Genomic DNA, 14,783 nt, shown 5'->3' on the forward strand with positions numbered 1-14,783 from the left:
AATATTTGAGGGGTGAATCTGTTGACAGGTCAACTTATCCAGTATGGAAGACATCGTGTTCGTAGAAGTTATGCGAGAATTTCCGAGATTTTAGAACTACCTAACTTAATCGAGATTCAAACGAAATCATATGAATGGTTTCTTAAAGAAGGTTTACTTGAAATGTTCCGAGACATTTCTCCAATTGATGACTTTACAGGTAACCTATCTTTAGAATTCGTAGATTACCGTTTAGGTGAACCGAAGTATGATTTAGAGGAGTCTAAAAACCGTGATGCGACATACGCTGCGCCATTACGTGTTAAAGTCCGTTTAATCAATAAAGAAACAGGCGAAGTAAAAGACCAAGAAGTATTTATGGGTGATTTCCCATTAATGACTGACACAGGTACTTTTGTAATTAATGGTGCAGAACGTGTTATTGTATCTCAACTTGTACGTTCACCTTCCGTTTATTTCAATGAAAAAGTTGATAAAAACGGTAAAGTGAGTTTTGGAACTACTGTAATTCCTAACCGTGGTGCATGGTTGGAGTATGAAACAGATGCAAAAGATGTTCCTTACGTAAGAATAGACAGAACTCGTAAATTACCAATCACAGTATTAGTCCGTGCATTAGGCTTCTCATCAGATCAAGAAATCATTGATTTACTTGGTGACAATGAATACCTTAGAAATGCTTTGAACAAAGATAATACTGAAACAACGGATCAAGCATTGCTTGAAATCTATGAGCGTTTACGTCCAGGAGAACCACCAACAGTAGAAAACGCTAAAAGTTTATTATATTCACGTTTCTTCGACCCAAAACGTTATGACTTAGCAAGCGTTGGTCGTTATAAAATGAACAAAAAATTACACCTTAAACATCGTTTATTCAATCAAACTTTAGCTGAGCCTATTGTTGATGTTGAAACAGGTGAAATTGCAGCTGAAGAAGGTACTGTACTAGACCGTCGTAACTTAGATAAAATTATCGACGTTTTAGAATCTAACGCTAATATTCATGTATATGAATTAAATAGCGGTGTATTAGATGAACCAGTTGAAGTACAAGCTGTTAAAATATATATCCCTGGTGATGAAGAAAAACGTACAACAACAGTAATCGGTAATGCATTCCCTGATGAAGCTGTTAAGTGTATTACGCCAGCAGATATAATTTCTTCATTATCATATTTCTTTAACTTGTTACATGGTGTAGGTTATACAGATGATATTGACCATTTAGGTAACCGTCGTTTACGTTCAGTAGGCGAATTATTACAAAACCAATTCAGAATTGGTTTATCACGTATGGAACGTGTAGTACGTGAACGTATGTCAATTCAAGATACTGATTCAATCACACCTCAACAATTAATAAATATTCGTCCAGTAATTGCATCTATTAAAGAATTCTTTGGTAGCTCTCAATTATCACAATTCATGGACCAAGCAAACCCATTAGCCGAGTTGACGCATAAACGTCGTCTATCAGCTCTTGGACCCGGCGGTTTAACTCGTGAACGTGCTGGTATGGAAGTACGTGACGTTCACTACTCTCACTATGGTCGTATGTGTCCTATCGAGACACCTGAGGGACCAAACATTGGTTTAATTAACTCTTTATCAAGTTATGCGAGAGTAAATGAATTTGGATTTATTGAAACACCTTATCGTAAGGTTAATATAGAAACAAACCAAGTTACTGACAGAATTGACTATTTAACAGCTGACGAAGAAGATAGTTATGTTGTTGCGCAAGCAAACTCAGTATTAGATGAAACTGGTAAATTCGTTGATGATGAAGTACTTTGTCGTTTCCGTGGGGATAATACTACGAAACCGAAAGAACGTATGGATTACATGGACGTTTCACCTAAACAAGTTGTTTCTGCTGCGACAGCATGTATTCCTTTCTTAGAAAACGATGACTCTAACCGTGCGCTTATGGGTGCAAACATGCAACGTCAAGCAGTACCTTTAATGAATCCAGAAGCACCATTTGTTGGTACTGGTATGGAACACGTAACTGCTCGTGACTCCGGTGCAGCTGTTGTTGCGAAATATAAAGGTAGAGTTGAACACGTTGAAGCTAAAGAAATTCTTGTTAGACGTATTGTTGAAGAAAATGGTAAAGAAATTGAAACGGAATTAGACCGTTATCCATTATCTAAATTCAAACGTAGTAACTCTGGTACTTGTTATAACCAACGTCCAATTATTGCTAGTGGCGATATCGTTACTAAAGGTGAAATTTTAGCTGATGGTCCTTCAATGGAACTAGGTGAAATGGCACTTGGTCGTAACGTAGTTGTTGGTTTCATGACTTGGGATGGTTATAACTACGAGGATGCTGTAATCATGAGTGAACGTTTAGTTAAAGATGACGTTTACACTTCAATTCACGTTGAAGAATATGAATCAGAGGCTCGTGATACTAAATTAGGACCTGAAGAAATTACACGTGATATTCCAAACGTTTCTGACAATGCACTTAAAAACTTAGACGATCGAGGTATTATCTATGTTGGTGCAGAAGTTAAAGACGGAGATATTCTAGTTGGTAAAGTAACGCCTAAAGGTGTAACAGAACTAACTGCTGAAGAAAGATTATTACATGCAATCTTTGGTGAAAAAGCTCGTGAAGTTCGTGATACTTCATTACGTGTACCTCATGGTGCAGGTGGTATTGTATTAGATGTTAAAGTGTTCAATAGAGAAGAAGGCGATGATTCATTATCTCCTGGTGTTAACCAATTAGTACGTGTATACATCGTTCAAAAACGTAAAATACATGTCGGAGATAAAATGTGTGGTCGACATGGTAACAAAGGTGTTATTTCTCGTATCTTACCTGAAGAAGATATGCCTTATTTACCAGACGGAACACCAATTGATATCATGTTAAACCCATTAGGTGTACCTTCTCGTATGAATATCGGACAAGTGTTAGAACTTCATCTTGGAATGGCAGCTAAGAATTTAGGTATTCATGTTGCTTCACCAGTATTTGATGGTGCAAACGATGATGATGTTTGGTCAACTATTGAAGAAGCAGGTATGGCTCGTGATGGTAAAACTGTACTTTACGATGGTCGTACTGGTGAACCGTTTGATAACCGTGTATCTGTAGGTGTTATGTATATGCTTAAACTTGCACACATGGTAGATGACAAATTACACGCACGTTCTACTGGACCATACTCACTAGTTACACAACAACCACTTGGCGGTAAAGCTCAGTTTGGTGGACAACGTTTTGGTGAGATGGAGGTATGGGCACTTGAAGCATATGGTGCTGCATATACTTTACAAGAGATTTTAACTTATAAATCTGATGATACTGTAGGTCGTGTTAAAACTTATGAATCCATTGTTAAAGGTGAAAACATCCCTAAACCGGGTGTTCCTGAATCGTTCCGCGTATTAATGAAAGAATTACAAAGTTTAGGTCTAGACGTTAAAGTTATGGACGAACATGATAATGAAATCGAAATGCGTGATTTAGAAGATGAAGAAATGATGGACAAAAAAGTTGATTTAGGTGTTTCACAAGATGCAGCAATAGAAGGACAACAAGTAACTGATTAAAAGTTAATAAAGCGCATTTGGTATTACCTTTGCGCTTTTCATTTGTTATACATTATCAATCAACCGGCACAACTAATTTAAATTGAAGGAGGTAGGCTCCTTGATTGATGTAAATAATTTCCATTACATGAAAATAGGACTTGCTTCACCTGAAAAGATTCGTTCTTGGTCATTTGGTGAAGTGAAGAAACCAGAAACAATTAACTACCGTACGTTAAAACCTGAAAGAGATGGTTTATTCTGTGAGAAAATTTTTGGTCCAACTAAGGACTGGGAATGTAGTTGTGGTAAATATAAAAGAGTACGTTATAAAGGCATGGTTTGTGACAGATGTGGTGTAGAAGTTACTAAATCAAAAGTGCGTCGTGAAAGAATGGGGCACATTGAATTAGCAGCACCAGTTTCTCATATTTGGTACTTCAAAGGTATCCCTAGTCGTATGGGACTATTACTTGATATGTCACCACGTTCACTTGAAGAAGTTATATATTTTGCTTCTTATACAGTAATTGATCCAGGTCCAACTGGATTAGATAAGAAACAATTATTAACTGAAGGTGAATTCCGTGAATACTACGATAAATATCCTGGTAAATTTACAGCAAAAATGGGTGCAGAAGCCATTCGTGATTTACTAAATGATATTGATTTAGAAAAAGAACTGAAAGTGTTACGTGAAGAATTAGAATCAGCAACTGGACAAAGATTAACTAGAGCAATCAAACGTTTAGAAGTTGTTGAATCATTCCGTCACTCTGGTAATGATCCATCATGGATGATTTTAGATGTGTTACCAATTATCCCACCTGAAATTCGTCCAATGGTTCAATTAGATGGTGGCCGTTTTGCTACAAGTGATTTAAATGATTTATACCGTCGTGTCATCAACCGTAATAATCGTTTGAAACGTTTATTAGACTTAGGTGCACCTGGTATTATCGTACAAAATGAAAAGCGTATGTTACAAGAAGCTGTAGATGCGTTAATCGACAATGGTCGTCGTGGTCGTCCTGTTACAGGTCCAGGTAACCGTCCGTTGAAATCACTATCACATATGTTAAAAGGTAAACAAGGTCGTTTCCGTCAAAACTTACTAGGTAAACGTGTTGACTATTCAGGTCGTTCAGTTATCGTAGTAGGACCAAGCCTTAAAATGTACCAATGTGGTTTACCAAAAGAAATGGCGCTTGAATTGTTCAAACCTTTCATTATGAAAGAACTTGTTGAACGTGAAATCGCTACTAACATCAAAAATGCAAAAGGTAAAATCGAAAGAATGGAAGAAGAAGTTTGGGACGTACTTGAAGATGTTATTAAAGAACATCCTGTATTACTAAACCGTGCGCCAACACTTCACCGTTTAGGTATTCAAGCATTTGAACCTACATTGGTAGAAGGTCGTGCGATTAGACTTCATCCACTTGTTACAACAGCTTATAACGCTGACTTTGATGGTGACCAAATGGCTGTCCATGTTCCATTATCAAAAGAAGCACAAGCAGAAGCTCGTATGTTAATGCTTGCGGCACAAAACATTTTAAACCCTAAAGATGGTAAACCAGTTGTTACACCTTCTCAAGATATGGTATTAGGTAACTATTACTTAACTCTAGAGCGTAAAGGTGCAATAGGAGCTGGAGATATCTTTAGTGAAACAGATGAAGTTATTAAAGCTTATGTAAATGGCTATGTACATTTACATTCTCGTATAGCTGTTCATGCAAAATCATTAAAGAACCCAACATTTACTGAAGAACAAAATAGCAAATTATTAATTACATCTGTTGGTAAAGTTATCTTTAATGAAATTATGCCGGAATCATTCCCTTATATAAATGAACCGACTAATTTCAATTTAGAAAAATCAACACCAGATAAATACTTTGTTTCACCTACTGATATTCCAGAAGGTGGCTTGATTGAATACCTAGAAGATGTTGAACTTGTTAAACCATTCAACAAAAAATTCTTAGGTCAAATCATTGCTGAAATCTTCAATAAATTCCATATTACAGATACTTCAATGATGCTAGATAAGATGAAGGATTTAGGATTTAAATACTCATCTCGTGCTGGTATTACAGTTGGTGTTTCTGATATTGTGGTTCTTCCTGAGAAACAAGAAATTATCGGAGAAGCAGAAATTAAAGTAGATAAAGTACAAAAACAATTCAGCCGTGGTTTAATTACTGAAAGCGAACGTTATGCAGCTGTTATCGAGATTTGGACTAGAGCGAAAGATGATATTCAAGCTAAATTAATGATGTCATTAGATAGCTTAAACCCAATCTTTATGATGAGTGACTCAGGAGCGCGTGGTAACGCATCTAACTTCACTCAGTTAGCTGGTATGCGTGGTTTGATGGCCAATCCATCTGGTAGAATTATCGAGTTACCTATTAAATCTTCATTCCGTGAAGGTTTAACAGTACTTGAATACTTCATCTCTACTCACGGTGCTCGTAAAGGTCTTGCCGATACAGCGCTGAAAACTGCCGATTCAGGTTACTTAACACGTCGTCTAGTTGACGTAGCACAAGATGTTATCGTTAGAGAAGAAGATTGTGGTACTGACCGAGGATTACTAGTTTCTGATATAAGAGAAGGTTCAGAACTAATTGAACCATTTATTGAACGTATAGAAGGTCGTTACTCTAAAGAAACGTTACGTCATCCTGAAACGGACGAAGTAATTATTAAAGTGAACGAACTTATTACAGCAGAAATTGCTAAAATAATCGTTGATGCTGGTATTACTGAAATGCATATCCGTTCAGCATTTACTTGTAACACACGTCATGGTGTATGTGAAAAATGTTATGGTAAGAACTTAGCAACTGGTGAACAAGTTGAAGTTGGTGAAGCAGTTGGTACAATTGCTGCACAATCAATCGGTGAACCAGGTACTCAGCTTACAATGCGTACATTCCATACCGGTGGTGTTGCAGGAGCCGATATTACTCAAGGTTTACCTCGTATTCAAGAGTTATTTGAAGCGCGTAATCCTAAAGGTCAAGCGGTAATTTCTGAAATTAACGGTGAAGTAACTGAAATAACAATCGTTAAAGATCGTCAACAAGAAATTAAAGTTAAAGGCGAAAATGAAATCCGTACTTATAACGCTCCTGGTACTTCTCGACTTAAAGTTGAAGAAGGACAATACGTTGAACGTGGTGAAGTCATGACTGAAGGTTCAATTGAGCCTAAAGGATTATTAGCAGTTGCAGGCTTAAATGCTACTCAAAAATATCTACTTAAAGAAGTTCAAAAAGTTTACCGTATGCAAGGTGTTGAAATTTCAGATAAACACGTTGAAGTTATGGTTAGACAAATGCTTCGTAAAGTTAGAATTATTGAAGCAGGGGATACTAAATTATTACCAGGTGCATTAGTTGATATTCATACATTTACTGATGCTAACAGAGAAGTATTTGCTACGCGTAAGCGTCCAGCAACTGCAAAACCTGTATTACTTGGTATTACTAAAGCATCTCTAGAAACAGAAAGTTTCTTATCTGCAGCTTCATTCCAAGAAACAACAAGAGTTCTTACAGATGCTGCTATTAAAGGTAAGCGTGATAACTTACTTGGACTTAAAGAAAATGTTATCATCGGTAAATTAATTCCTGCTGGTACAGGTATGAGAAGATATACTGGTGTTGACTTTGAAAAAGTTGAAAAGAAAGTTTCACCTGAAGAACCAGTCGTTACTGACTAATATATATAGGCTGTTCTAGGTGTCTAGAACAGCTTATATTTTATTATAAAAACGGCATGAAATATATTGACTTTAAAACTGTACGATGTTATTATTGTTAAGGTTGATGAAAGCAGACGCTTTGGAGGATATCAAATGTCTAATGAAAAAGCCTTAAGCTTAAATCAAGACAGTTATGTCATTGGTTTAAAACAAACCACTAAAGCATTATTGAAGCATGAGGTACGTAAAGTAATTATTGCTCAAGATGTCAATATTCATATTTTGTCTAGGGTGTTAACTTTAGCATTTGAGACAGGCGTTCCGTTAAGTTATAGTCCTAGTAGACAAGAACTTGGATCGCACTATGGAATAGAAGTTAATGCGACAGTTGTTGCATTGCTTAAATAAATTTGTAAGCTGTGCTTACTATTTTTATTTGCCTTAAAATGAACCACCTGGATGTGTGGAATTAAGAAATGAAGAGAGGAGGACATTAAAGATGCCTACTATTAACCAATTAGTACGTAAACCTCGTACTAGTAAATCACAAAAATCAAACTCACCAGCGTTAAACAGAGGTTACAATAGCATGAAGAAAAAAATGACTACTGTATACTCTCCACAAAAACGTGGTGTTTGTACGCGTGTGGGAACTATGACACCTAAAAAACCTAACTCAGCTTTACGTAAATATGCTCGTGTTCGTTTATCAAACAACATCGAAGTTAACGCGTATATCCCTGGTATCGGCCATAACTTACAAGAACACAGTGTTGTACTTATTCGTGGTGGACGTGTAAAAGACTTACCTGGTGTGCGTTATCATATCGTACGTGGTGCTTTAGATACTTCTGGTGTTGACGGTCGTATGCAAAGCCGTTCACTTTATGGTGCTAAAAAACCAAAAGCTGCAAAAAAATAATCTAACGTTAAATTTCTGTAAATAACAGTTTTTTAAATGACGATAAATCAAATAAACTTTATAATAAGGAAGGAGGATTACGATTATGCCTCGTAAAGGTCCAGTTGCAAAAAGAGATGTATTACCAGATCCAATTCACAACTCAAAATTAGTAACAAAATTAATCAACAAAATCATGCTTGATGGTAAACGTGGTACTGCTCAAAGAATTCTTTATTCAGCATTTGAACTTGTTCAAGAACGTTCAGGTAAAGATGCAATCGAAGTATTCGATGAAGCTATCAGCAACATCATGCCTGTACTTGAAGTTAAAGCTCGCCGTGTAGGTGGTTCAAACTATCAAGTACCTGTTGAAGTACGTCCAGAGCGTCGTACAACTTTAGGTTTACGTTGGTTAGTTAACTATGCTCGTCTTCGTGGTGAAAAAACTATGGAAGAGCGTTTAGCTAATGAAATCTTAGATGCTGCCAACAATACTGGTGGCGCAGTTAAGAAACGTGAAGATACTCACAAAATGGCAGAAGCTAACAAAGCATTTGCTCATTACCGTTGGTAAGATAGAACTTAGGACCCTAAGCGTTAAAATCATAAAGATTCCTTTTTTAAGGTCATCTCTAGTTTTTTAAACACTTAGGGTATCAAAGTATCTATACGAACAACAACCAAATATCCAATATTTTGGAAGGAGTAAGAATACTATGGCAAGAGATTTTTCTTTGAAAAACACTCGTAATATCGGTATCATGGCACACATCGATGCTGGTAAAACAACGACTACTGAACGTATTCTTTATTACACAGGCCGTATCCATAAAATTGGTGAAACACATGAAGGTGCTTCACAAATGGACTGGATGGAACAAGAGCAAGAGCGTGGTATTACAATCACTTCTGCTGCGACTACTGCACAATGGGATGGTCACCGTGTAAACATCATCGATACACCAGGACACGTAGACTTCACTGTTGAAGTTGAACGTTCATTACGTGTACTTGATGGTGCAGTAACTGTACTTGATGCACAATCAGGTGTTGAACCTCAAACTGAAACAGTTTGGCGTCAAGCTACAACTTACGGAGTACCACGTATTGTATTCATTAATAAAATGGATAAAATGGGTGCGAACTTTGAATATTCAGTTGGTACATTACATGATCGTTTGCAAGCAAATGCTCACCCAATTCAATTACCAATCGGTGCGGAAGATGATTTCAGCGCTATTATTGATTTAGTAGAAATGAAATGTTTCCAATACAATAACGATTTAGGTACTGAAATTGAAGAAGTTGAAATTCCTGAATCTCATAAGCAACAAGCTGAAGAAGCTCGTGAAGCTTTAATTGAAGCTGTAGCTGAATCAAATGACGAATTAATGGAAAAATATTTAGGTGGAGAAGAAATTTCAATCGAAGAGCTTAAAGCGGCTATCCGTAAAGCTACTTGTGACGTTGAATTCTACCCAGTACTTTGTGGTACTGCATTCAAAAACAAAGGTGTTCAATTAATGTTGAACTCAGTTATTGATTACCTACCATCTCCATTAGATGTTAAACCAATTGTTGGACATAGAGCTGACGATGACGAAGAAGAAGTAATTGCTAAACCTGATGACTCAGCACCTTTTGCTGCATTAGCGTTCAAAGTAATGACTGACCCATTCGTAGGTAAATTAACATTCTTCCGTGTTTATTCAGGTACAATGGAATCAGGTTCATACGTAAGAAACTCTACTAAAGGTAAACGTGAACGTGTAGGTCGTATCCTACAAATGCACGCTAACTCTCGTGAAGAGATTTCTACTGTATATTCTGGTGACATTGCTGGTGCTGTAGGTCTTAAAGATACTGCAACTGGTGATACTTTATGTGATGAAAAAGATAACATTATCTTAGAATCAATGGAATTCCCAGAACCAGTTATCCACTTGTCAGTTGAACCTAAATCTAAAGCTGACCAAGATAAAATGACTAACGCGTTAGTTAAATTACAAGAAGAAGACCCAACATTCCATGCACACACTGACCATGAAACTGGACAAGTTATCATCGGTGGTATGGGTGAATTACATCTTGATATCTTAGTAGACCGTATGAAACGTGAATTCAAAGTTGAGTGTACTGTTGGTGCGCCAATGGTATCTTACCGTGAAACGTTCAAAACACCTGCTCAAGTACAAGGTAAATTCTCTCGTCAATCAGGTGGACGTGGACAATATGGTGATGTTCATATCGAATTCACACCTAACGAACAAGGTGGCGGTTTCGAATTCGAAAACGCTGTTGTCGGTGGTGTAGTTCCTCGTGAATACATTCCATCAGTTGAAGCTGGTCTTAAAGATGCTATGGAAAACGGTGTATTAGCTGGTTATCCATTAGTTGATGTTAAAGCTAAACTTTATGACGGTTCATACCATGATGTCGATTCATCAGAAATGGCCTTCAAAGTAGCAGCATCATTAGCACTTAGAGAAGCAGCTAAAAAATGTGATCCAGTAATCTTAGAGCCAATGATGAAAGTTGAAATCGTTATGCCTGAAGAGTACATGGGTGACATTATGGGTGACGTAACAAGTCGTCGTGGACGTGTTGAAGGTATGGAAGCACGCGGTAACGCTCAAGTTGTTCGTGCATTTGTTCCACTTTCAGAAATGTTCGGTTACGCTACAAACTTACGTTCTAACACTCAAGGTCGTGGTACTTATACTATGGTATTTGATCACTACGAAGAAGTTCCTAAATCAATTTCAGAAGAAATTATCAAGAAAAACAAAGGTGAATAATAAATTCGCTTTAATAAATTGATTTTTTCATCAAAATGATTTATAAAGTAAATATATGTATCCTCATGATGGTGAGTAACCATCATGAGGCTTAAATAAAAAATAATTTTAATATGAATAGGAGAGATTTCATAATGGCTAAAGAAAAATTTGATCGCTCAAAAACACATGCCAATATTGGTACTATCGGTCACGTTGACCATGGTAAAACTACTTTAACAGCTGCAATCGCAACTGTATTATCAAAACGTTCTGGTGACGGAGAAGCTCGTTCTTACGACCAAATCGATAACGCTCCAGAAGAAAAAGAACGTGGTATTACAATTAATACTTCACACATCGAATATGAAACTGAAAAACGTCACTATGCTCACGTTGACTGCCCAGGACACGCTGACTATGTTAAAAACATGATCACTGGTGCTGCTCAAATGGACGGCGGTATCTTAGTAGTATCTGCTGCTGACGGCCCAATGCCTCAAACTCGTGAACACATTCTTTTATCACGTAACGTAGGTGTTCCTGCATTAGTAGTATTCTTAAACAAAGTTGACATGGTTGACGATGAAGAATTATTAGAATTAGTTGAAATGGAAGTTCGTGACTTATTATCTGAATATGACTTCCCTGGCGACGATGTTCCTGTAATCGCTGGTTCAGCATTAAAAGCTTTAGAAGGCGACGAAGCTTATGAAGACAAAATCATGGAATTAATGGAAGCTGTAGATACTTTCATTCCAACTCCAGAACGTGATTCTGACAAACCATTCATGATGCCAGTTGAGGACGTATTCTCAATCACTGGTCGTGGTACTGTTGCTACAGGCCGTGTTGAACGTGGTCAAATCAAAGTTGGTGAAGAGATTGAAATCATCGGTTTAACTGAAGAATCTTCTAAAACAACTGTAACTGGTGTTGAAATGTTCCGTAAATTATTAGACTTCGCTGAAGCTGGAGATAACATCGGTGCTTTATTACGTGGTGTTGCTCGTGAAGACGTTAACCGTGGTCAAGTATTAGCTAAACCAGGTTCAATCACTCCTCACACTAAATTCAAAGCGGAAGTTTATGTATTATCAAAAGAAGAAGGTGGACGTCATACTCCATTCTTCACTAACTACCGCCCACAATTCTATTTCCGTACAACTGACGTAACTGGTGTAGTAAACTTACCAGAAGGCATTGAAATGGTTATGCCTGGCGACAACGTTGAAATGGACGTTGAATTAATTTCACCAATCGCTATTGAAGACGGTACTCGTTTCTCAATTCGTGAAGGTGGACGTACAGTTGGATCAGGCGTTGTTACAATCATCGAAGCTTAATTTTCGATATTGAACACGATTGATTAAACTTATAAAATAGAAAGAGCTATCATGCTCTTTCTCAAAATAAACCTCCCAATCCGTTAGTATTAACTTTCGGTTTGGGAGGTTTTTTAATATTTATTTTACTAAGTCCGAACTATGTTCAATTATTGATAAAAATAGCTTCACACTGTTTTGTAGTGATTGCTCATCCAAATCGAATTTTGGATGGTGATGTGGATAATTAGCTTTAAGTGCTTCGTTTCCGACACCTGTAAAGAAATAAGTGCCAGGTACATGTTGTAAGAAATAACCTACATCTTCTCCTCCAAGTGAAGGTGGGAAATCGAATGCTTCTTCAATTGTATCAATTTCTGATGCAAGACTTTTAGCCCATTCTGTTTCTTTTTCGTGATTAACAACTGGAGGATAACCATCATGATAATTCAAATGGCACTTCACGCCATAACTTGATTCAATACCGTTTAAAATGCCGTTTAAACGTTCTTTAATTTGATCTTTCACAGTAGGTAAGTATGTTCTGATTGTACCAGTAAGTTGTACTGTATCAGCTATAACATTGAATGCATTACCACCTTTAAATGTACCAAATGTTACCACAGCAGATTCTAATGGATCTATCGTTCTAGAGACAATGCTTTGTGCTTGAACGATAAGTGAAGATGCAGCAACGATAGGGTCTTTAGCTAATTGAGGCATTGCTCCGTGGCCACCTGAACCTTGAATATCTATTTCAAATGAATCAGCTGCTGCATATGCTGGTCCTGAACAAAAGCCAACTTTATTTGCTTCTATATGACTTGCTGTATGTGTACCAAAAATATAATCTACACCATCAAGTGCGCCAGCTGCTACCATGGATTTTGCTCCTCCTGGAAGTGATTCTTCGGCATGTTGATGGATTAATACGACATTGCCATGAATTTCAGCTTCGTGTTGTTTTAGGATTTTAGCTGTAATTAATAAGCTTGCTGTGTGAGCATCATGACCACATGCATGCATAACACCATCCACTGTAGATTTATAAGGTACATCTTTCTCATCTTGAATTGGCAAAGCATCAAAGTCAGCTCTTAAAGCAATCGTAGGTCCGGCATTACCGCCTTTAATATAACCTAGGAGCCCGTTACCACCGACATCTTTTTTAACTTCTATACCTAAATTCTCAAGGTAATCAGCTATATATTTTTTTGTATTTTCTTCTTGGAAAGATAGTTCTGGATTTTGATGCAAATGTCTTCTGATATCTATTAATTCATCCATATATTGATTAACTTCAGTCGTTAAATTCATTATTATAATTCCTTTCCATAAACTTAAATGTAGTTAATAAGAATATTCGAACAGCGTTGATTAGTCCTTGCTCATCTATATCAAATTTCGGATGATGATGTGGATAATCCGCTTTGAAATGTTCATTTCTTGTTCCTGTATAGAAAAATGCACCAGGTACACGTTGCTGATAATAAGAAAAGTCTTCTCCACCTAAACTTGCTTCTAATTCAACTAATTCTTGAACACTAGCTATTTCTTTAGTAGCTTCTAATATTAGGTCTGTTTCTTTTTCAGTATTTATAACAGGTGGGTAACCTTTACTGTATTTTAAATCGTAAGTGACATCAGTAGAAGTAGCGATACCTTCTAGTACTTTTTTAAATCCTTCAATTACACTTATTTGAGTATCTGAGTCGAATGTTCTGATCGTACCTCCAATTTTACAAGTATCAGGTATGACGTTGTTGGTTTCTCCAGCATTAAACATCGTTATGGATAATACAGCAGGTGATAATGCACTTGTTTTACGTGAAACAATATACTGTAAATCATTACATAATTGAATACCTGCAGCTAGTGGATCAATAAGTTGATCTGGGTGAGCTGCATGTCCACCTCGTCCTTTTAAAGTAATCCAAAAATCATCAGGGATACCTGTCGTTGTACCGTATTTGTAGCCTATTTTACCGACATCTAAACTACTTGATACATGTTGTCCAATGATAGCGTCAACACCCGTTAAACAGCCGTCAGCGATCATTTGTATAGCACCACCAGGATCCACTTCTTCAGCGTGTTGATGAATAAACACTACACGACCATTTATTTCATCTTTATGCTCGGATAATATTTTTGCAGTCATTAAGAGAACAGCCGTATGTGCATCATGTCCACAAGCATGCATAACGCCATCAACTGTTGATTTGTAAGGTACTTCTTTTTCATCTTGTATAGGTAAAGCGTCAAAGTCGGCTCTTATAGCTAATGTTGGACCGTCTTTCTCTTTATTAAGTGTGCCTACTACACCTCGTCCACCAACACCTTCTCTAACATCTATACCTAGATTTTTTAAATAATTAGCGATATAGGCAGGCGTTTTAACTTCTTCAAAAGATAATTCAGGATTCATATGTAAGTGTCTTCTAATTTCTATCATTTCATCATAATAATGATCAACTTTTTGTAGTAATATATTTTTCATC

General features: G+C 36.9%; 9 protein-coding genes. 7 read left to right on the plus strand and 2 right to left on the minus strand.

Annotation, left to right across the window (positions count from 1 at the left end):
• Window positions 1-21 precede the first annotated feature (21 nt).
• From rpoB to tuf, 7 genes are all read left to right on the plus strand, one after another.
• Entirely contained in the window at window positions 22-3,576 is a 3,555-nt protein-coding gene (rpoB, locus tag B2G86_RS09055) for a DNA-directed RNA polymerase subunit beta (protein ID WP_078357778.1), read from the plus strand.
• Window positions 3,577-3,676: 100 nt separating this feature from the next.
• Entirely contained in the window at window positions 3,677-7,294 is a 3,618-nt protein-coding gene (gene rpoC, locus B2G86_RS09060; protein ID WP_078357779.1) for a DNA-directed RNA polymerase subunit beta', read from the plus strand.
• Window positions 7,295-7,429: 135 nt separating this feature from the next.
• On the plus strand, window positions 7,430-7,684 hold the full coding sequence (locus B2G86_RS09065; protein ID WP_078357780.1) for a ribosomal L7Ae/L30e/S12e/Gadd45 family protein: 255 nt from the start codon (window positions 7,430-7,432) through the stop codon (window positions 7,682-7,684).
• 91 nt (window positions 7,685-7,775) lie between these two features.
• Window positions 7,776-8,198 carry a 30S ribosomal protein S12 gene (gene rpsL / locus B2G86_RS09070; protein ID WP_078357781.1) on the plus strand — a complete coding sequence of 141 codons (423 nt, stop codon included), beginning with the start codon at window positions 7,776-7,778 and terminating at the stop codon, window positions 8,196-8,198.
• Between the two features lie 85 nt (window positions 8,199-8,283).
• Window positions 8,284-8,754 carry a 30S ribosomal protein S7 gene (gene rpsG, locus B2G86_RS09075; RefSeq protein WP_078357782.1) on the plus strand — a complete coding sequence of 157 codons (471 nt, stop codon included), beginning with the start codon at window positions 8,284-8,286 and terminating at the stop codon, window positions 8,752-8,754.
• 142 nt (window positions 8,755-8,896) lie between these two features.
• Complete coding sequence (gene fusA / locus B2G86_RS09080; protein ID WP_078357783.1) at window positions 8,897-10,978, plus strand: elongation factor G; 2,082 nt, start codon at window positions 8,897-8,899, stop codon at window positions 10,976-10,978.
• A 134-nt stretch (window positions 10,979-11,112) separates the two neighbouring features.
• Entirely contained in the window at window positions 11,113-12,303 is a 1,191-nt protein-coding gene (gene tuf, locus B2G86_RS09085) for an elongation factor Tu (RefSeq protein ID WP_078357784.1), read from the plus strand.
• A 120-nt stretch (window positions 12,304-12,423) separates the two neighbouring features.
• Here tuf and B2G86_RS09090 read toward each other — a convergent pair whose 3' ends face one another.
• Both B2G86_RS09090 and B2G86_RS09095 read right to left on the minus strand, forming a co-directional pair.
• A complete protein-coding gene (locus B2G86_RS09090) occupies window positions 12,424-13,599 on the minus strand; it encodes a M20 metallopeptidase family protein (protein ID WP_078357785.1) in 1,176 nt (391 codons plus the stop codon).
• Window positions 13,583-14,782 (minus strand): amidohydrolase, encoded by a 1,200-nt coding sequence (locus B2G86_RS09095; protein ID WP_078357786.1) that lies wholly within the window; start codon window positions 14,780-14,782, stop codon window positions 13,583-13,585. The genes B2G86_RS09090 and B2G86_RS09095 overlap by 17 nt, the downstream gene beginning before the upstream one ends.
• Window position 14,783 lies beyond the last annotated feature (1 nt).

Origin of the sequence: Mammaliicoccus fleurettii (assembly GCF_002018435.1) — a bacterium.
GTDB classification, from domain to species: domain Bacteria; phylum Bacillota; class Bacilli; order Staphylococcales; family Staphylococcaceae; genus Mammaliicoccus; species Mammaliicoccus fleurettii.

What these genes read in the sequence shown, in the direction of transcription:
- rpsG (WP_078357782.1), top strand. Translation starts at nt 8,284, where the DNA reads ATGCCTCGTAAAGGTCCAGTTGCAAAAAGAGATGTATTACCAGATCCA.
- rpsL (WP_078357781.1), top strand. Translation starts at nt 7,776, where the DNA reads ATGCCTACTATTAACCAATTAGTACGTAAACCTCGTACTAGTAAATCA.
- B2G86_RS09065 (WP_078357780.1), top strand. Translation starts at nt 7,430, where the DNA reads ATGTCTAATGAAAAAGCCTTAAGCTTAAATCAAGACAGTTATGTCATT.
- tuf (WP_078357784.1), top strand. Translation starts at nt 11,113, where the DNA reads ATGGCTAAAGAAAAATTTGATCGCTCAAAAACACATGCCAATATTGGT.
- B2G86_RS09090 (WP_078357785.1), bottom strand. Translation starts at nt 13,599, where the DNA reads ATGAATTTAACGACTGAAGTTAATCAATATATGGATGAATTAATAGAT.
- B2G86_RS09095 (WP_078357786.1), bottom strand. Translation starts at nt 14,782, where the DNA reads ATGAAAAATATATTACTACAAAAAGTTGATCATTATTATGATGAAATG.
- fusA (WP_078357783.1), top strand. Translation starts at nt 8,897, where the DNA reads ATGGCAAGAGATTTTTCTTTGAAAAACACTCGTAATATCGGTATCATG.